Here is a 19668-nt window from a genome sequence, read left to right as displayed (position 1 = left end):
TTTGATACTCGCTACATGGTGACTGTCAGAGACAAACCATCTTGTTTAGTCACTGAGTAGCGAACTCGAGTCACGTCATGAGCTTTATTAGTGTCAACTAAGCGGCTAATTTTGCCCTTCTTAATCCACACGTTTAACATCGCGTCGGCGCCATCTTCACTCATCCCAAACTGTTTAACCAGATCTGACTGGGAGACGGTTCCTTTGTCTGCAATGTATTGATAAAGCTCTTTTAAAATCATGCTATTTGCGCCTCTAATGCACCGTTTTGTTTCTTACCAACTTGTTTGAACACACGGTATGTGCCAAAGAAGATAGCTACGATCACAGCCATCCAAATACCACTTGTTACTGGGCTATCTGCGAAATGCGTCAATTGGTTGTAGAACGTCGCACATAGGTAAGCCAAGCCCATTGTCCAAACCGCGATAAAGCGTGCGAACTTATGACCAAACTCACGTACGTAAGCACCCATCGCCGCCACACAAGGAGTGTACAGTAGGATAAAGATTAGGTAAGCAAATGCGGCATTGCCAGAAGCAAACTGCGATTTAATGTTACCGAAGATAGAAGCATCGACTTCTTGTTCTTCGGCAACGGCATTTGAGTCAGTTAAGTCACCCACTTCAATACCTAGTGGATCTGAGTAGCTCAAACCGGCTAAGTTTTCAGGGATACTCATTACTGCCTCTTCTAGGCTGCCCATTAGATCAAATTCTGCGTCTTCACCGTCACTTGGCGTCGTGTATAGACTGTTAAGCGTACCAACTACCGCCTCTTTTGCGAAGATACCAGTAATGATACCTACCGTCGCTGGCCAGTTATCTTCTTGAACACCGATTGGCGCGAATACTGGAGTTACAACTTGCGCAGCTTTAGAAAGCACCGAGTTTTCGCTGTCTTCATTACCAAAACTGCCATCAGTACCCAATGAGTTGAAGAAACTCAGAATAGCAACAACGATAACGATGGTTTTACCTGCACCAAGTACAAAGCGCTTTAGCTTTTGCCAAGTTTTGATCACCACGTTTTGTAGCGTCGGAAGCTCGTAATCTGGCATTTCCATCACTAGGCTATCGCTGCTACCTGGGTAAAGCGTGTGCTTAAGGAAAAGACCTGTGAAGATCGCTGCCACAATACCAAGTAGGTAAAGTGCGAATACAATGTTCTGGCCAGAACCTGGGAAGAATGCCGCAGCGAATAGCGCGTATACAGGCAGACGAGCACCACATGACATAAATGGCGCCATAGATGCAGCCAGTTTACGCTCACGTTCTTGGTCTAGAGTACGAGTTGCCATGATTGACGGAACGTTACAGCCAAAACCAAGAACCAACGGTACAAATGCTTTGCCCGGTAGGCCGATCTTCTGCATCACTTTATCTAGTACGAATGCTGCACGAGCCATGTAACCTGAGCTCTCAAGTACCGCTAGGAACAGGTACAAACACGCGATAACCGGAATGAAGGTTGCAACCGTCTGGATACCACCACCGATACCATCAGCAAGAACCGTCACTAACCACACAGGCAAATGACCGTCTAACAAGTGATGCCCACCATCAACCAACAATGCGCCCACACCAATGTCAAAAAAGTCGATAAATGCACTACCGATGTTAATCGAGAACATAAACATCAGGTACATAACAACAAAGAAGAAAGGAATTCCAATCCACTTGTTCAAAATAAACTGGTCGAGTCTTTCAGTCACACTACGACTTAACTTGCCTTCGCTTCGGCGAACTTTTTTACACTGTTCATGCAGATGCGTGTACTTAGTATCCGCGACATGCAAATCGATATCCAAATCTAACGTCGTAATGACTTCCAAGACTTTGCTTCTATCAATATCAGAAAGACTATTGAGCACCATTGTGTCTTTTTCAAGCGCACGAATCGCTAGTGCACGATGAGCGACGTTTTGGTCGTTAAAAAGTGCGGAAACCGTTTGAATTGCCGACTCCATCTTCTCACCGTAATGCAAAGACAATTCTTTAAGTGGCACTCCTTGAACGATGGATTTATGGAGCTTTTCTCTAAACTCTGCCACTTGAGTTTTATTGGTTGCAGATAAACTGACAACCGGACAACCTAACGTTTTCTCAAGCTCTGCAACGTTAATCATCTGACGTTCACGCTTTAGCGCATCCATCTTGTTGAGGACAACAATCATAGGGCGACCAAGTTCGCGAAGTTGCAGCGTCATATATAAGCTGCGCTCTAAACTCGTAGCATCCACCACGTTAATAATGAGATCAGCAGGATGAGTTAGAACCGCACGCGATGCGATGGATTCATCAATACTATTACTATCATTACCACTGTCTAATGAGTAAATACCCGGAAGGTCAGTGAGCAAAAACTCATCCCCAGCATGCTTGAATTGTCCTGTTTTCTTTTCAACCGTGACGCCTGCCCAGTTACCAACTTGCTGTTTTGCGCCAGTTAAACCATTAAATAGCGTCGTTTTACCACTATTAGGGTTACCTACGGTTAGCACTTGATATTGCATTACACTCGCTCCACTTCAATTTTCTGAGCAATTGTTTCTCGCAATGCGACAGACACACCACGGACTTCGACTTGTAAAGGATCGCCCATTGGCGCACGTCGAATCACTTTGACTTCTGTATTGGGAAGCAGCCCCATTACCATGAGTTTCTTTCTGATATCTGATGAAAGACCATCTAACAACCGAATCGTCACCGTATCGCCAGGATTAATCTCTGATAACTTCATAGTGGCCCTTAAGAGTATTGCTAATGAGAAATATTATTATTTAATAAGTTTAGGTTGCCAATATTACTCCCCTATACCCCTTCAATCCTTGTGTGAAATCAAAGATTCCGTAAATGTTTTCACGCTTTCAAACGTTAACTTCGTAAATTTCCTCTCGTTATTTACGTCAAAATTAACAATTAAAAATGACACCTAACGAAACAAAAATGTCACAAACCAAGATAGAAAACAAAAAATGCAAATTAAAACAATTAGTTAAGTAAAAAACCAAACGTTGTCGCTTTTCTCATATAAACATGGCGTTATTTTTATAAGAAAAATAAGTAACCTCTCGTATAGTTACTCCATCGAGAGGGCAACCTCTCTAATAAATTCCAGAGGTGGCATGGCAACATGTCACTCCGGCAGCAAGCGAAGGTGTCCTTGACACCCGTGGTATAGTCCCCCCGGCTATACCACGATATTTTTTTTCACCTCTTTCAAAACTTCTTTACCTTATTCATCTTTTCAACACAGTTTTCGTTTTCACGAATGTCGCACACCATCATTCACCCAAATGAACAACGCTCTTTTGATTCAGCAATACAACTGTCATTTATTTGTTGCAACTATCAATAAATCATTCTCTTGAAGCCATTTATGCTTATTGCTATGAACATCGCGACTAACAGATAGAACGTGATCGTGCTTACGTGTTGAGAATGGATTTGTAGGCTAGATGTGATGAAGAAACAATGAAACTCACTGCGTTAGCAACTACAGCAATAATAGAGCACTGTATGCAGCTCCCCAGCATCTTAACTATTAACTAGGGAGCGTATAATGAAGGTTTTCTAGTTAATTTCTTGGCTTTCTTGAGTCAAAGCAAACTTGGATGGGGGCAAACCAAAATGCAGCTTAAACTTTTGGCTAAAGTAAGATGGATCATTAAAGCCAGAGTTAAAGGCGACTTCACTGATTTTCTCACCCGCCAATAACTGTTCACACGCCGTTTCTAAACGAACCTCTGTGACATAGTCTTTTAACGTTCTTGACGAGGCAGATTTAAAACGTCTCTGCAAAGAGCGTTCAGACATATACAGCATTTTAGCGGCTGACGCAGTGCCAAATTCAGGATCATGGTAATGCTCTGCCACTAATTGATAGACTTTTTGCAACCACTCTTTCTCTGGTGTGACTTGATCTTCTGCAATAGTTACAGGATTGAGTTCTTGCTGCGGTTCATCCAGATAACTACTTTCCTTCGCAGATGGCCATGTAATCTCGACTTTGTTTTGAGCATCAGAAGAGAAGACAGCCAAATAACCACCACTCGTTGTCACTAATTGGGCAAGGTGGTCAATACTCAACTCAGAGTGATTTAAGTTAGATGGAAACCCAGTCGCGACTTTATTAGGTAATTGCGTCCCGTAATCAAGAAAGCTCAATGACACAATATCATGCCCCTCTTCTAGCATAATTCTAACCGTTTGACCTCGGAAAGAGCGCTTGATGATATTGGCAAAAATGCTATTGAAAATAACATCAAGATTAAAGCTTTCCAGAGCAACCCGGCTCTGCTTGCTCTCATCTTCTAGCTCTACCAAAATACCCGCTTTTGCAAAGTCATCTTGCCATACATCAACCACTGACTGAGTTATCTGACTCAAGTTGTAGTTCTGGCTCCCACCACTTACATCACTTGGAACACTTTTGAGTTCATTTAACTGCCAATTCGTTTTAGCCAAATGATCCTCTGTCGCAGTATCCAGAGGCATAGGTAGTTTCGCCACAATAAAGTCGACGCTTGATTTTATGGATAGAGCTACATGGTCTACGAGTAGGTTTCTAACTTGAATCTGTTTACGTAATTGCTGGTTGCTCGTAAGCAACACTCTACTTTGATGTCTTAACTGATTCGTTTTGAGGGTCACTTGAGCTGCTAGATCACGGTTAGCCTGTACAACGTAGCGCGAGCGCCAGAATACGAGTACTGCAACGACCGCAATACTAGCTACGACAAAGCCTAAAATAGCAAATCGCGATAGATACCAAGGATGAAGGACGATAAAGTGAGATTCTAAACCAACGACTCCAGCGGCAACTTGAGACTCATTACTGACCTGCAAGTGATATTCACCGGAACTAAGGTGCTCGAGTGTCAGTTGGCCCCCCTCTAACGTTTGCCATGGGTCATCGTTGTTCAATCGATAGTACAAGTTTTGACTGTCTGGTTTTGGCATCACACCGAATAAAAAACTCAGCGAAGATCCATATGGCAGTGTGAGCCCATTCAGATCGGCACTACCAACTTGCAGAACTTCATTTTCAAGCACAACTTGGCTAACAATAAACTTAGACTCTGGGGGATTAGATACAAGCAGCTTGGATGCTTCTGCTTTTACGAGTCCGTACTTCGACCCCAGAACAAGCTCTCGCTCACCAATTTCTGTCTGCTGTATAACGCTACAAATACCAGGGAGGAACTCATTGTTCATTAAGCCTGATGACGATGAGTAATGTTTCACTAACTCACCCGAAAGGTGGTAATAGCTTAAACCGACAGAGGAAGCTAACCATACACCTTGCCTGTCTCTGATCAAGCAAGCAGGTCTGGCGTTGGGCTCACTCATTTCAACAACACGTTTTTCATCGCTTCGTGTATCAGTTTTAAACACACCATAAGATGAAGCAAACCACTGGCTGCCATCAACCGCCGTGGTCATGTCTAATGATTCACCAAACTTTTCTGAAAAACGGATAAACTGGATGTTGTCATTACTGTATTGGTATACGCCATGATCGGTGCCTATTAATAGGGCATCTTCAGTATCATATAGGCGCGTAACCTTAGCAGGCAAATACTGACTTACTAGCCACTCACTTCCAAAGTTTCGTACGCTTCGTGCAGCAGTATCAACATTGTAAAGATGGTATCCGCTTGATACCCAAAGACGGTCATCACCATCAACGGTCACATGCTCTACGGCATGTCCGGCCATAACCTGTAAATAAGGATATGTAATCTTGTTGAGACCATTTAGCTCAAATATTTCCAGCCCTTTTGAGGTCGCAAGCCAAAGCATACCGTTTTGAAACGCAAATTCATTGATCTGCGACTCCAACTCTAAGACTTGGTTAATCCCACTCTTTCCTGAACGATAAATCTTTCGGTCATCAGCAAACCAAAGCGCACCATCAGGACCTTCAATAGTTTGCCGAATTCGTCCTGATAGGGTGTGTGAGTCATAACTACTAAAGGTCACTCGTTCAAATTTTTTACTAAATAGCGAGTAATAACGAATACCTTGGTTAGTCGCAATCCACATCCCTCCCATATTGTCGCTCAACAACGAATAAATCTTCGTGTTATCTAACTCTAACTCAAGAAAACTTGCAGGCGCGACTTCGGTGACCTCACCTGAAAAAAATGAGTACAAATAAAGACCATGCTCGGTCCCCACCCAATACTCTTGATTTGTCTCTGCGAATGTCAAAACATGTGAGCCGCCAATTCTAATCACTTCTTTATCAGGCTGGTAAATGTTGAAAATTAAAGCGCCACGCAATGTACCTATCAAAATTTCTCTTCGCGTGTGTGAATAATAGACTTTCTCAATGTAGTTTTGACCTGAGGCAGCGACATGGTCAAACTTATCACCTTCAGAAAGATAGAAGCCGGAAGTCGTTGCTAGTGCCCACTTGGTTTCAACTAGCACCGCATCATTAATGTAAACGTAGCTATTATTACTATGTTGATAGAGCTGCAATAGAGAGAAAGAGTTTAACTCGCTAGTGTCGATATTGTAGGTATAGAAATGCGCGCCATCACTCACCCAAATATAGTTCTTTGAAGACCCTATTTTTCTTATTTGTGAGCCTGGATTTAAACTAAAGACTAAACGTCGTTCCTGATTTGGATAGGTTCGATAGACCTCATTTTCAATAAAGGTCCAAAAAGCACCTTTATGATAAGCCAACTGCTTAGCCGACGTTTGTAGGAAGCTACCTGATTTAGGCAATATAGTTTGACCATCGTAAAACAGGACTCGTCCGTGTACGTCATGAATCCACAAACCGCCCTTTTCACCCAAGAACAACTTTTTAGCCGCGATAAAAGTACCCTTTGCCTGAGTTGGCAAAGGGTAAAAGATTGCATTTGCATTATGAAGCGCAAATGCTTGGTAGGATAAGACAAAGCCCAACAGAGCAAGGGCTAATTGGCGTAGCAAGACGAAAACCTTTTGTATCAATTTGTGCTCTGAAAGTGACCGTTCATCGTTTGTAAAACATGGATTGATACGGTTATTTTGAGCTGATAATTATTGGTAATGATATCTCAATTACTTTCTGAGAAAAGGCTCGCCTTACCAAAGGTTGTAATTCTTACTACTGGATCACGTTAAAAAGACTACTCCTACATTACGACAGCACTTAATCTGACTTTTTGTTCAAGCATTGCTCAAAACTATTCGCCATATTGTTGAGAAAAGTAAAGTAACTGCCAGGTTTTGCTTCAATTGTACTCCCTAACGGGTCAAGCTCGCCTTTAGCGACATCACTGCCTCTCATTACGCTCTGAACGACAGCCGGGGTAAACTGAGGTTCAGAAAATACACAAGCCACATCTTCACCACTTAGCTTTTGACGAATTTGAATTAAGGTCTTCGCTCCTGGCTTGCGTTCTGGGCTCACAGTAAAATACCCCATTTGATTTAGTTCATAACGATCTTCGAAATAACCGTAAGCATCATGGAATACAAAGTAACCTTTGTTTTTTACTGGTGCCAGCTTCTGCTTTATCTGTTGGTCAGTGTCTTTTAGCTCGAGTTCAAACTTTTTGAGGTTCGCTTGATATTGAGCTGCATTTTCCGGATCAAGTGATACAAGTTGATTCACAACAGCCTTGGCCACTTGTTGTGCTTGGCTTACACCTAGCCAAAAGTGCGGATCATGTGAGCCATGATCGTGCCCATCATGGTCATGGTTGTGCTCACTATCAAATTCACGCAATTCTAGATTTGGAATTTGACTAATAGTCAAAGTATTCGATCTATCCGAAACAACTTTCTCTAGAAACGGTTCAAGATCATGTCCGTACCAGATAACCAAATCAGCCGAAGCGACCTTTTTAACATCCGATGGACGCAAAGCATAGTCATGGGGTGATGTGTTAGACTGCAATAGCACGTCTGGTGAAGTTACTCCTTGAGTAAGCTCTGTTACTAACAACTGAATAGGTTTGATACTCGTCAGTACCGTTACCGCCTGTGCTGGCAGTGTTAACATTGCTGAGGCAGCAAGAATTAATGCTCTTTTCATAGTTTTACTTGGGATATGGCGTGGAAAGTGAGATAATGTTACATTATAACATTATTGATTTGCAAATGAGTTTCATTCATGTCTTCCTTAGTCCATCTTGAGCAGTTATGCGTCGAGTTCGATGGCCGCAGAGTTCTCGATAACATTAGTATGGAATTAGAAAAGGGCAAAATAACTACCCTAATTGGTCCCAATGGAGCAGGAAAATCAACGTTAGTCAAAGTTATCTTAGGTCTTCAAAAGCCGACTAGCGGCAAGTTGAACCGACAAAGAAAACTGAAAATTGGTTACGTTCCTCAAAAGTTGAAGCTCAATGACTCCCTTCCGTTGAATGTAACCCGCTTCCTAAATTTAGCAGGAAAATACAGTAAGCAGGAGTGCATTGATGCATTAAGGCTTGTTGGCGCTGAACATTTACTTAATAGTAATATGCATCGCTTATCCGGTGGTGAAAACCAACGAGTGTTACTGGCGCGCGCTCTGCTTCAGCGTCCTCAGCTATTAGTATTAGACGAACCAGCTCAGGGGGTGGATATCCAAGGTCAAATCGATCTCTATGACTTAATTGAGAGCATTCGTCACCGCTTTGATTGTGGCGTATTTATGGTATCGCATGACTTACATTTAGTGATGGCGAAAACGGACGATGTTATTTGTCTGCATCACCATGTTTGCTGCTCAGGTTCACCTGCCACTATTACTCAGCACCCTTCTTACATCGCGCTATTTGGCAATGCAGCGAGAGAATCTCTCGCGTTTTATCATCACGACCATGAGCACCATCATCACGATTTATCCGGAACGCCAGTAAGCGGTGATGCGACATCATGCTCCCACCATAAACACGGACATCACCATCATGATTGAGTTTCTCCTACCTTCTATTCTTGCTGGTATTGGTATTGCGATCATTGCCGGTCCACTTGGGTCATTTGTCGTTTGGCGTAAAATGGCTTACTTCGGAGATACCCTAGCTCATGCATCGTTAATGGGCCTAGCGCTGGGCTTCTTGCTCAACGTAAATCTCTACCTTGCGCTACTCGTCTGCTGTTTAGCTCTGGCCGTTTTGCTTGTCACTCTGCAAAAGCAACAACTTGTGGCTACAGACACGTTGTTAGGTATCTTGGCACACAGTGCACTCTCTATCGGTTTAGTATCGGTTAGCTTTTTGGAAAACGTGCGCGTCGATTTAATGAGCTACCTATTTGGGGACTTACTTGCCGTCTCTCCACAAGATCTGATGTTTATTTACGCAGGTGTTGTTGCGGTGAGTGCGTGTTTGTACGTCTTCTGGCGCCCACTGCTTTCTAGCACTGTTAGTGAAGAACTTGCCGCTGTTGAGGGCGTGAATACAGACTTAGTTCGATTGGTGTTAATGCTAATGGTGGGTGTAGTAATCGCAGTAGGTATGAAGTTCGTTGGCGCGTTGATCATGACTTCGCTCCTAATTATCCCAGCAGCAACAGCACGTAAAGTCTCTTCATCACCAGAGCAAATGGCATTGTTCGCATCCATTATTGGCTCTGTGGCAGTACTGATGGGGCTTAGCCTATCATGGCACTTCGATACACCGGCCGGCCCTTCCGTAGTGATCAGCGCAACATCCTTATTTATGCTGAGCCAGCTGATTAAAAGCAAAGCATAATCGCATTGAGTATTAAACGCGAAAGACCTTGCTAACAACAAACATAAATCCACGGAAACGGAAAAAGAAAAGCCTGCGAAATCGCAGGCTTTTTAATACTTATTAAGTAGTGTGGTCGATTACCAACCCGTCACTTCACGTAGACCTTGGCCAATCTCTGCTAGAGATTTCACAGTTTTAACGCCAGCCGCTTCTAGTGCAGCAAATTTGTCTTCAGCAGTACCTTTACCACCAGAGATAATCGCACCAGCATGGCCCATACGCTTACCAGGAGGTGCAGTTACACCAGCAATGTAAGAAACCACTGGCTTCGTTACATTTTCTTTAATGTATGCTGCAGCTTCTTCTTCTGCAGTACCACCGATCTCACCGATCATAACGATCGCTTCTGTCTCAGGGTCTTCTTGGAACAGTTTTAGGATATCAATGAAGTTTGAACCCGGGATTGGGTCACCACCGATACCAACACAAGTAGACTGGCCGAAACCTTCGTCAGTGGTTTGTTTAACTGCTTCGTAAGTTAGAGTACCGCTACGAGATACAATACCTACTTTGCCTTTCTTGTGGATGTGACCAGGCATGATACCGATCTTACACTCATCAGGAGTGATAACGCCCGGACAGTTAGGACCAATCATGCGAACGCCAGTTTCTTCTAGCTTCACTTTTACGTCGATCATATCTGTAGTAGGGATACCTTCAGTAATCGTTACGATTAGCTCGATACCCGCGTCAATCGCTTCTAGGATTGCATCTTTACAGAAAGGTGCTGGTACGTAGATGACTGTCGCTGTTGCGCCAGTCGCTTCTACTGCTTCACGAACTGTGTTGAATACAGGAAGACCTAGGTGAGTTTGGCCACCTTTACCTGGAGACACACCGCCAACCATTTGCGTACCGTATGCGATAGCTTGCTCTGAGTGGAAAGTACCTTGACCACCAGTGAACCCCTGACAGATTACTTTAGTGTCTTTGTTAATTAATACAGACATTATTTAGCCTCCGCAGCAGCAACAACTTTCTGAGCAGCATCAGTTAGCGACTCAGCAGCAATGATATCAACATCAGAATTAGCAAGAACTTCGCGACCTAGGTCAGCGTTAGTACCTTCAAGACGAACAACAACAGGTACGCTTACGCCTACCTCTTTAACCGCACCGATAATACCTTCTGCGATCATGTCACAACGTACAATACCACCGAAGATGTTAACAAGTACCGCTTTCACATTGTCATCAGATAGGATGATCTTGAATGCTTCAGCAACACGCTCTTTCGTCGCGCCGCCACCTACATCTAAGAAGTTAGCTGGTTTGCCGCCGTGTAGGTTTACGATATCCATCGTACCCATTGCTAGGCCTGCACCGTTAACCATACAGCCAACGTTACCGTCTAGTGCTACGTAGTTCAGCTCCCACTGAGCTGCGTGTGCTTCACGCTCATCTTCTTGTGAAGGATCGTGCATTTCACGAAGCTTAGGCTGACGGTACAGTGCGTTTGAGTCGATGTTGATCTTACCGTCAAGACATAGCAAATTGCCTTCGCCAGTAATCACAAGTGGGTTGATCTCTAGCAGAGCAAGGTCGTACTGAGAGAACATAGTGCCAAGACCCATAAAGATCTTAACGAATTGTTTGATTTGGTCGCCTTCAAGACCAAGTTTGAACGCTAGCTCGCGACCTTGGTAAGCTTGTGGACCTACTAGTGGGTCAATTGCTGCTTTGTGAATAAGTTCCGGCGTTTCTTCCGCAACTTTTTCAATTTCCACGCCACCTTCGGTAGAAGCCATGAAAACGATCTTACGGCTAGCACGGTCAACTACCGCACCTAGGTATAGTTCGTTCGCAATATTTGAAGCTTCTTCAACAAGGATTTTTGTTACTGGCTGACCGTTAGCGTCGGTTTGATAAGTCACTAGGTTTTTACCTAACCACTTCTGTGCAAACTCTTTAACGCCTTCTTTTGTATCGTGTAGCTCTACGCCACCCGCTTTACCACGGCCACCAGCGTGAACCTGACATTTAACTACTTTCTTGGCTGTACTGATACGGCCTGCGGCTTCAAAAGCTTCTTGTGGTGTATCACACGCGTAGCCTTCTGGCACAGGCAAACCGAATTCTGCAAACAGCTGTTTGGCTTGGTATTCATGCAAATTCATTTCGATATTCCGTTTGTTTTTCCCTTAAGGGATTTATTATTTCCATAACGCTGCAGTCTTGGCTGCTTGTACGTCTGTAGGGTCTTCTCAAATCAATCCTTCATCATGAGTTCTCATACTGAAGGATTCAAATGAAGGCCAAACGTTGAGCTAGTCTAGCCATTGAAATTTTTAACGTCTAGCTACCTACGATAACTAGACGTTTTAGCGATATTAAACGTCTAATAGGAGACGTGCTGGGTCCTCTAGTAACTCTTTAATCGTTACTAGGAAACCAACTGATTCACGACCGTCAATTAGGCGGTGATCGTAAGATAACGCTAGGTACATCATCGGCAAGATTTCAACTTTGCCATCCACTGCCATCGGACGCTCTTGGATCTTATGCATACCAAGAATCGCTGATTGAGGTGGGTTGATGATTGGTGTAGACATCAGTGAACCGAACACACCACCGTTTGTGATAGTGAAGTTACCGCCCATTAGCTCGTCTACCGTTAGCTTGCCATCACGACCTTTAATAGCCAGCTCTTTGATGCCTTTTTCAACATCAGCGAAACCAAGCTTGTCACAGTCTTTTAGGACCGGTGTAACTAGACCACGTGGCGTTGATACCGCCATGCTAATGTCGAAGTAGTTGTGGTAAACAATGTCATCGCCATCAATCGAAGCATTTACTTCTGGGTAACGCTTAAGCGCTTCTGTTACTGCTTTCACGTAGAAAGACATGAAGCCCAAACGAATACCGTGACGCTCTTCGAACTGATCTTTGTACTGCTTACGAAGGTCCATGATTGGTTTCATGTTCACTTCGTTAAACGTCGTTAGCATTGCCGTGTTGTTCTTCGCTTCTAGCAGACGGTTAGCAACTGTCTTACGAAGGCGAGTCATTGGAACACGCTTCTGGCTGCGAGCCGCTGCCGGCACGTCAACCACTGCTGGCGAGTCTTCTTTTGACGCGGATTTAGCGTTCGCAAGATGCGCTTCAATATCTTCGCGCGTAATACGACCACCAACACCAGTGCCTTTCACTTGGCTTGCTTCTAAGCCATGTTCAGCCAATAAACGGCGCACTGCTGGGCTTAATGCGTCATTACTTTCTTCGCTAAGCGCAGCTTTGTGACGCTTATCAGGAGATGCTTCAGTACCTTCTGTTTTGTCTGCAGTTGGTTCACCTGCAACTGCGCCTGGCTTCAATTTAGCAATGATTTGTTTAGAAAGTACTGTCGCACCTTCTGCTTCAACAATAGCTTCTAAAACGCCAGCTTCCGGAGCTGGAACTTCTAGCACAACTTTGTCTGTTTCGATGTCAACCAAAACCTCGTCACGCTCTACTGCGTCGCCTGGTTGTTTGTGCCATGTCGCTACGGTTGCATCAGCAACTGATTCAGGTAAATCTGGAACCAGAATTTCAATTGTCATATCTGTTTCTTCCTTTAACTTCTAGTTCTTAATTCGAAGTTTTTGAGTTCACGTTCAGAGCGTCTTCAACCAACGCTTTTTGTTGTTTCAAGTGCACCGACATGTAGCCAACTGCTGGCGAAGCAGAAGCTGGGCGACCTGCGTATTTAAGATTTGCACCTGCAGGAATAGCGGCACGGAAGTTATGTTGGCTACAGTACCAAGCACCTTGGTTCTGAGGTTCTTCCTGACACCACACGAAGTCTTCAACGTTAGTGTATTGAGCAATTGCTGCTTGTACTTCTTCCATTGGGAATGGGTAAAGCTGTTCAATACGCACGATAGCAACATCGTCTTGCTCGTTGTTACGGCGCTGCTCTAGTAGGTCAAAGTAAACCTTACCAGCACAGAACACGACACGTTTCACTTTGCTTGGTTCTAAATCATCTACTTCTGGAATTGCAGATTGGAATGTACCATCCGCCAAGTCTTCAATCGTTGAAGTACATAGAGGGTGGCGCAGCAAAGATTTCGGTGACATAACAATGAGAGGTCGACGCATTGGGCGTACAACCTGACGACGAATCATGTGGTACACCTGAGCCGGTGTTGAAGGAACCACAACCTGCATATTTTGCTCAGCACAAAGCTGAAGGTAACGCTCTAAACGTGCAGATGAGTGCTCAGGACCTTGACCTTCATAACCATGAGGTAGAAGCATAGTAAGACCGCACAAACGCGCCCACTTTTGCTCGCCTGACGAGATAAACTGGTCGATAACAACTTGTGCACCGTTGGCAAAATCACCAAACTGTGCTTCCCAGATAGTTAAACCACCTGGTTCGGCTGTTGCGTAACCGTATTCAAACGCCAACACAGCTTCTTCTGACAATACTGAGTCAAAGACTTGGAATGGCCCTTGGTTGTCATGAATATTCGCTAATGGAATGTAAGTGCTTGCATCGGTTTGGTTATGAAGAACCGAGTGACGGTGGAAGAAAGTACCACGACCCGAGTCCTGACCAGAAAGACGAATACGCTTGCCATCGTCAACCAATGTAGCATACGCCAATGTTTCAGCCATACCCCAGTCAATAGCTTTTTCACCGGTCATCATTGATAGACGATCATTGTATAGCTTATTAACACGGCTTTGCAGTTTATGGCTTTCTGGGTACTGACACAGACGATTGCCTAGCTCAATAAGGCGTGTCTTGTCGTATTTTGAATCCCACTCCATATCCCATTCGTGCCCTAAGTAAGGGGACCAGTCTACAGAGTGCAACGCCATTGGACGCCATTCTTTAACAACCACTTCACCGCGATCCAATGCATCGCGATACTCATTGACTAACTGAGTCGCTGTCTCGATATCTGACTCATTTTTGTCGATCAGAACATCTGCATACAATTTGCGTGGTGTAGGATGCTTTTTGATTTTCTGGTACATCAAAGGCTGAGTCGCATTTGGCTCATCCGCCTCATTGTGACCGTGGCGACGGTAACATACAAGATCGATCACGACATCACGCTTGAACTCGTTACGGTAATCCAATGCAATGCGAGTAACAAAAGCAACTGCTTCTGGGTCATCTGCATTTACATGGAAAATTGGCGCCTGCACCATCTTCGCGATATCGGTACAGTACATTGTAGAACGCGTGTCACGAGGATTAGACGTCGTAAAGCCTACTTGGTTGTTGATGACGATACGTACCGTACCACCAACTTGGAACCCACGAGCAAGAGACATGTTGAAAGTTTCGGCAACCACACCCTGACCAGCGATTGCAGAATCACCGTGGATGGTGATAGGAAGCACTTTGCTACCTTGATTATCACCCAAGCGATCTTGACGTGCTCGAACTGAGCCCATGACTACTGGGTTTACGATTTCTAGGTGCGACGGGTTAAATGCAAGTGCTAAGTGAACATCACCGCCTGGAGTCGCAAAATCAGCAGAGAAACCTTGGTGATATTTCACATCACCCGTACCCCAAGTTTCGTCGTGTTTACCAGCGAACTCATCAAACAGGTCTTGAGGTTTCTTACCAAGTACGTTCACCAGCATGTTCAAACGACCGCGGTGAGCCATACCGATAACCACTTCACGCATTCCACTTGTACCCGCATGACGGATCAACTCTTTCGTCATCGGAATCAGCGCATCACCACCTTCTAACGAGAAACGTTTTGCACCTGGGAATTTCGCCCCGAGGTAACGCTCCAAACCTTCAGCGGCTGTTAGCTCTTCTAGGAATGTTCGCTTCTCATCTTTGTTGAATGATGGCTGGCCTACGACAGACTCAAGGCGTTGCTGAATCCAACGCTTTTGCTCTGTGTCAGTCATGTGCATGTATTCAGCACCGATGGAACCGCAATAAGTTTTGTTGAGGGCTTCATAGATATCTTTCAACTTCATGGTTTCTTGCCCAACAGCAAAAGAACCTACGTTGAAAGTTTCTTCGAAGTCATCTTCGGTAAGATTATGAAAAGCAGGGTCTAACTCCGCCACTGTTGGGCGTTGCCATAGACCTAGTGGGTCTAATTCTGCAGCTTCATGCCCGCGGAAACGGTATGCGTTGATTAGCTGTAGAACTTTTACTTGTTTTGCATCGACATCTGGGTCACTAACTTGGACATTGTAATGCTTTGTTTCTCTAGCGAGTCGTCGGAAGTAGTCACGGACACGTGAATGTGGTTGTTCTGCCACTTCTTCTGATGGCTTAGGCAAGCCTTCAAAAACACGTTTCCACTCCTCACTTACCAGATCGGGATCACTTAGATACAGTTCGTAGAGGTCCTCTACATACGTTGCATTGGCGCCAGCCAAGTGTGAAGACTCGAGCCATGCCTTCATCACGCCGTTGTGCATATTTTCCCTTAACCAGTAGTTTTCACGTTTGCTTCGGTCTTTGCCGAGCTATAAGAGCCGACTAAAAATACGGTCGGCAATTTTTGTATTCTTTACTCGAATATTACTGAAGCAGTGAAGCGGTCATATCGGGTGATCCGCAACACTGCGACATTCCTAAGAGCGAGTAAATTAAACCGAACGATTAACCAACATCGACTTAATGTGACCGATGGCTTTCGTCGGATTTAATCCCTTAGGACAAACACTTACACAATTCATGATGCCATGGCAACGAAAAACGCTAAATGCATCATCAAGATCAGACAAACGTTCATCTGTTGCCGTATCGCGGCTATCAATTAGCCAACGGTACGCTGCGAGAAGACCAGCTGGGCCGATGAATTTATCAGGGTTCCACCAGAATGATGGGCAAGACGTTGTACAACATGCACACATGATACATTCGTACAATCCATCTAAATGCGCACGGTCATCAGGCGATTGTAGGTTCTCACGTGATGGTGGTAATGCACCATCATCAATCAAGAATGGTTTAACTTTCGCATAGTTATCATAGAACTGCGTCATGTCAACGATAAGATCGCGCACGACAGGTAACCCTGGTAGTGGACGAATAACTATCTTATCGCCTTGTAGAGCAGATAACGGTGTGATACACGCTAGGCCGTTTTTACCATTCATATTCAAACCATCAGAACCACATACCCCTTCACGGCATGAGCGACGGAACGCGATGCTTGGATCTTGCTCTTTTAGCAGAATCAATGCATCAAGCACCATCATGTCTGAGCCTTCGTCTACCTCAAGGGTATACTCTTTCATGTAAGGCTTGGTATCCACATCCGGATTGTAACGGTATAAAGAGAAGTTTAATTTCATAGTCGTATCCTCCCTTTAGTATGTACGTACTTTCGGCGGGAAAGCTTCACGATGCGTTGGCGTCATGTTTACATCACGCTTAGTCATCGCTTCTGTTTCCGGATTGTAGATAGAGTGGCATAGCCAGTTCTCATCATCACGCTCAGGGAAATCGAAACGAGCATGTGCGCCACGACTCTCTGTACGGTAGTTTGCTGCAACGGCAGTTGAAAACGCGGTTTCCATCAGGTTATCAAGTTCTAGACACTCAATACGCTGCGTGTTGAACTCTGAAGACTTGTCCGCTAGATGCGCATCTTTCAAACGTTCGCGAATCACTTTCAACTCTTCTAGACCGGTTGCCATCGCATCGCCTTCACGGAATACCGAGAAGCTGTTTTGCATGCATGCTTGTAGGTCTTTACGAATCTGAACTGGATCTTCACCACCAGTGCTGTTTTCCCAACGCATAGTACGCGCTAGAGACGCTTCAATATCAGATTCTGTTGCAGGACGAGCTTCTGCTTGCGCTGCTAGCGTTTCGCCAAGGTGCAAGCCAGTAGCACGACCAAATACGACCAAGTCTAGTAATGAGTTGCCGCCCAGACGGTTAGCACCGTGTACCGATACAGAAGCAATCTCACCACATGCGTAAAGGCCTTGTACTTCCATCTCGCTACCGTCGGCCTTCTGCTTAATTGCTTGGCCAGAGACTTGAGTAGGTACACCACCCATCATGTAGTGACAAGTTGGAATTACTGGAATTGGCTCTTTCACTGGGTCAACGTGTGCAAATGTACGAGACAGTTCACAGATACCTGGTAGACGTGATTCAAGTACTTCTTTACCAAGGTGATCAAGTTTCAACTTGATATGTGGACCCCAAGGGCCATCACAACCGCGGCCTTCACGGATTTCAATCATCATTGAACGAGCAACCACGTCACGACCAGCAAGGTCTTTCGCGTTTGGTGCGTAGCGCTCCATGAAACGTTCACCATCTTTATTTAGAAGGTAACCACCTTCACCACGACAACCTTCCGTCACTAGAACACCCGCGCCAGCAATACCTGTTGGGTGGAACTGCCACATTTCCATGTCTTGCATTGGAACGCCTGCGCGAAGTGCCATACCAACGCCATCACCCGTGTTGATGTGCGCGTTAGTGGTCGATGCGTAAATACGACCTGCACCACCTGTAGCTAGAATGGTTGCTTTCGATTTGAAGTAACAGATTTCACCCGTTTCCATACAAATCGCAGTACAACCCATGATTGCGCCGTCTTGGTTTTTCACAAGATCCAAAGCGTACCACTCCGAGAAGATGGTTGTTTTGTGTTTTACGTTTTGCTGGTAAAGCGTGTGAAGAAGTGCGTGACCAGTACGGTCTGCAGCAGCGGCTGTACGAGCAGCCTGCTCACCACCAAACTCTTTAGATTGACCACCGAATGGACGTTGGTAGATGGTACCGTTATCGAAACGAGAGAATGGAAGACCCATCTTTTCAAGCTCGATAACTGACTCAGGACCATTTTTACACATGTATTCAATCGCGTTCTGGTCACCGATGTAGTCAGAACCTTTAACGGTATCGTACATGTGCCATTGCCAATCGTCTTTGTGCGAGTTACCCAGAGCAACGGTAATGCCGCCCTGTGCAGACACAGTATGAGAACGTGTTGGAAATACTTTTGACAACAAAGCACATGATAGGCCTTGTTCTGAAATTTGTAGTGCAGCGCGCATACCTGCACCACCAGCGCCGATTACTACGGCATCAAACTCACGAACTGGAATAGACACTTACGCACCCCACAGAATAAATAGACCAGAGAAGACATAGCCGAATAGCACGGCAATAACACCAAGTTGTAGTGCGCCACGTAGTTTCGCGCACTTAATGTAATCAGTTAATACCTGCCACAAACCAACCCATGCGTGAATCAGGATCGAGACAAGTGCCAACATGGTGAATACTTTAGTGAAGGTACCACCAAAGAATTGGGTCCAAGATGCGTAAGAGATATCTGAAAATGCACAGAAGCTAATCAGATAAATCGTGTATAGCGTCATAATGATTGCAGTTGCACGAATTAGTAGGAAATCGTGTACACCATTACGACCAAATGAAGATACGTGTTTTACCATACCAAGATCCCCGCCAATAATGATAATACTGCTGTTGCACCAAACGCGACTTTAGCGCTCATCGTGCCTGAATCTAGTTCTTCAAAGTGACCTAGATCCATCAATAAGTGACGGATACCACCTGCGATGTGGTAGGCAAGTGCAGTAAGAATTCCCCACAGGATGAATTTTACGAAGAAACTATCGACGATGTCAGCGGCTTCCATAAAACCCATTGGGGATGACAGAGAAATGGATAGTAACCACAGTAATATACCCACCGCAACAAACGTAATTACCCCAGACACACGGTGTAGGATGGATGCGATTGCTGTGATAGGAAAGTGGATGGTCTGTAAATCTAAATTAACAGGTCTTGACTTTCTTTCTTTCACGGGCTTGCTCACTCAGCTCCATTGAGCATTTATTGTTATAACCAATTTCAGCTTCCAAACGTACAAAAGTTAACATCTATTTAACAAATATCGCGAGTAACCACTCAGATAATTGTAAACAAGTTGTTAACAAACGGAATCCAGCAACAAACCTCACTCTTTG

15 protein-coding genes are annotated in these 19668 nt (G+C 44.7%); 2 read left to right on the top strand and 13 right to left on the bottom strand.

The window, feature by feature from the left end:
- Positions 1 to 11 precede the first annotated feature (11 nt).
- From R7Z78_RS16315 to znuA, 5 genes are all read right to left on the bottom strand, one after another.
- Entirely contained in the window at positions 12 to 242 is a 231-nt protein-coding gene (locus R7Z78_RS16315; protein ID WP_005388353.1) for a FeoC-like transcriptional regulator, read from the bottom strand.
- The gene (feoB, locus tag R7Z78_RS16310) at positions 239 to 2515 is read right to left on the bottom strand and encodes a Fe(2+) transporter permease subunit FeoB (RefSeq protein ID WP_104975958.1); all 2277 of its coding nucleotides are present in this window, start codon (positions 2513 to 2515) and stop codon (positions 239 to 241) included. The genes R7Z78_RS16315 and feoB overlap by 4 nt, the downstream gene beginning before the upstream one ends.
- A complete protein-coding gene (locus R7Z78_RS16305; protein WP_005382190.1) occupies positions 2515 to 2742 on the bottom strand; it encodes a FeoA family protein in 228 nt (75 codons plus the stop codon). The genes feoB and R7Z78_RS16305 overlap by 1 nt, the downstream gene beginning before the upstream one ends.
- An 833-nt stretch (positions 2743 to 3575) precedes the next feature.
- On the bottom strand, positions 3576 to 6953 hold the full coding sequence (locus R7Z78_RS16300; protein WP_169644127.1) for an AraC family transcriptional regulator: 3378 nt from the start codon (positions 6951 to 6953) through the stop codon (positions 3576 to 3578).
- Positions 6954 to 7155: 202 nt separating this feature from the next.
- Complete coding sequence (znuA, locus tag R7Z78_RS16295) at positions 7156 to 8043, bottom strand: zinc ABC transporter substrate-binding protein ZnuA (protein ID WP_054576701.1); 888 nt, start codon at positions 8041 to 8043, stop codon at positions 7156 to 7158.
- 78 nt (positions 8044 to 8121) lie between these two features.
- Between znuA and znuC the strand changes: the two genes are divergently transcribed.
- Together znuC and znuB are read left to right on the top strand one after the other, a co-directional pair.
- On the top strand, positions 8122 to 8910 hold the full coding sequence (gene znuC / locus R7Z78_RS16290; RefSeq protein ID WP_005382185.1) for a zinc ABC transporter ATP-binding protein ZnuC: 789 nt from the start codon (positions 8122 to 8124) through the stop codon (positions 8908 to 8910).
- The gene (znuB, locus tag R7Z78_RS16285; protein ID WP_005382183.1) at positions 8903 to 9688 is read left to right on the top strand and encodes a zinc ABC transporter permease subunit ZnuB; all 786 of its coding nucleotides are present in this window, start codon (positions 8903 to 8905) and stop codon (positions 9686 to 9688) included. The genes znuC and znuB overlap by 8 nt, the downstream gene beginning before the upstream one ends.
- 119 nt (positions 9689 to 9807) lie before the next feature.
- Here the strand turns inward: znuB and sucD are convergent, their stop codons facing one another.
- The 8 genes from sucD to sdhC all read right to left on the bottom strand — a co-directional run bounded on the left by sucD (position 9808) and on the right by sdhC (position 19517).
- Positions 9808 to 10680: a succinate--CoA ligase subunit alpha gene (gene sucD / locus R7Z78_RS16280; RefSeq protein ID WP_005382181.1), complete on the bottom strand. Its 873-nt coding sequence runs from the start codon at positions 10678 to 10680 to the stop codon at positions 9808 to 9810.
- Complete coding sequence (sucC, locus tag R7Z78_RS16275) at positions 10680 to 11846, bottom strand: ADP-forming succinate--CoA ligase subunit beta (protein WP_005382179.1); 1167 nt, start codon at positions 11844 to 11846, stop codon at positions 10680 to 10682. Before sucC ends, sucD begins: the two co-directional genes overlap by 1 nt.
- Before the next feature lie 213 nt (positions 11847 to 12059).
- Positions 12060 to 13268, bottom strand: coding sequence for a 2-oxoglutarate dehydrogenase complex dihydrolipoyllysine-residue succinyltransferase (odhB, locus tag R7Z78_RS16270; protein ID WP_005382177.1), 1209 nt, complete (start codon positions 13266 to 13268; stop codon positions 12060 to 12062).
- Positions 13269 to 13296: 28 nt separating this feature from the next.
- On the bottom strand, positions 13297 to 16122 hold the full coding sequence (sucA, locus tag R7Z78_RS16265; RefSeq protein ID WP_104975956.1) for a 2-oxoglutarate dehydrogenase E1 component: 2826 nt from the start codon (positions 16120 to 16122) through the stop codon (positions 13297 to 13299).
- 171 nt (positions 16123 to 16293) lie between these two features.
- Complete coding sequence (locus tag R7Z78_RS16260) at positions 16294 to 17004, bottom strand: succinate dehydrogenase iron-sulfur subunit (RefSeq protein WP_005382174.1); 711 nt, start codon at positions 17002 to 17004, stop codon at positions 16294 to 16296.
- A gap of 15 nt (positions 17005 to 17019) precedes the next feature.
- Complete coding sequence (sdhA, locus tag R7Z78_RS16255) at positions 17020 to 18786, bottom strand: succinate dehydrogenase flavoprotein subunit (RefSeq protein ID WP_005382172.1); 1767 nt, start codon at positions 18784 to 18786, stop codon at positions 17020 to 17022.
- Positions 18787 to 19131, bottom strand: a complete 345-nt coding sequence (gene sdhD / locus R7Z78_RS16250) for a succinate dehydrogenase, hydrophobic membrane anchor protein (RefSeq protein WP_005382169.1) — start codon at positions 19129 to 19131, stop codon at positions 18787 to 18789.
- Positions 19125 to 19517, bottom strand: a complete 393-nt coding sequence (gene sdhC, locus R7Z78_RS16245; protein WP_017634811.1) for a succinate dehydrogenase cytochrome b556 subunit — start codon at positions 19515 to 19517, stop codon at positions 19125 to 19127. Before sdhC ends, sdhD begins: the two co-directional genes overlap by 7 nt.
- Between the last annotated feature and the right edge of the window lie 151 nt (positions 19518 to 19668).

This window comes from Vibrio sp. 1167, assembly GCF_033340375.1.
In the GTDB taxonomy this organism is placed as follows: Bacteria; Pseudomonadota; Gammaproteobacteria; order Enterobacterales; family Vibrionaceae; genus Vibrio; species Vibrio alginolyticus.
The sequence above is the reverse complement of the archived record's forward strand: the minus strand, read 5'-3'. Positions and strand labels throughout refer to the sequence as shown.

What these genes read in the sequence shown, in the direction of transcription:
- R7Z78_RS16315 (WP_005388353.1), bottom strand. Translation starts at nt 242, where the DNA reads ATGATTTTAAAAGAGCTTTATCAATACATTGCAGACAAAGGAACCGTC.
- feoB (WP_104975958.1), bottom strand. Translation starts at nt 2,515, where the DNA reads ATGCAATATCAAGTGCTAACCGTAGGTAACCCTAATAGTGGTAAAACG.
- R7Z78_RS16305 (WP_005382190.1), bottom strand. Translation starts at nt 2,742, where the DNA reads ATGAAGTTATCAGAGATTAATCCTGGCGATACGGTGACGATTCGGTTG.
- znuA (WP_054576701.1), bottom strand. Translation starts at nt 8,043, where the DNA reads ATGAAAAGAGCATTAATTCTTGCTGCCTCAGCAATGTTAACACTGCCA.
- znuC (WP_005382185.1), top strand. Translation starts at nt 8,122, where the DNA reads ATGTCTTCCTTAGTCCATCTTGAGCAGTTATGCGTCGAGTTCGATGGC.
- znuB (WP_005382183.1), top strand. Translation starts at nt 8,903, where the DNA reads ATGATTGAGTTTCTCCTACCTTCTATTCTTGCTGGTATTGGTATTGCG.
- sucD (WP_005382181.1), bottom strand. Translation starts at nt 10,680, where the DNA reads ATGTCTGTATTAATTAACAAAGACACTAAAGTAATCTGTCAGGGGTTC.
- sucC (WP_005382179.1), bottom strand. Translation starts at nt 11,846, where the DNA reads ATGAATTTGCATGAATACCAAGCCAAACAGCTGTTTGCAGAATTCGGT.
- odhB (WP_005382177.1), bottom strand. Translation starts at nt 13,268, where the DNA reads ATGACAATTGAAATTCTGGTTCCAGATTTACCTGAATCAGTTGCTGAT.
- sucA (WP_104975956.1), bottom strand. Translation starts at nt 16,122, where the DNA reads ATGCACAACGGCGTGATGAAGGCATGGCTCGAGTCTTCACACTTGGCT.
- R7Z78_RS16260 (WP_005382174.1), bottom strand. Translation starts at nt 17,004, where the DNA reads ATGAAATTAAACTTCTCTTTATACCGTTACAATCCGGATGTGGATACC.
- sdhD (WP_005382169.1), bottom strand. Translation starts at nt 19,131, where the DNA reads ATGGTAAAACACGTATCTTCATTTGGTCGTAATGGTGTACACGATTTC.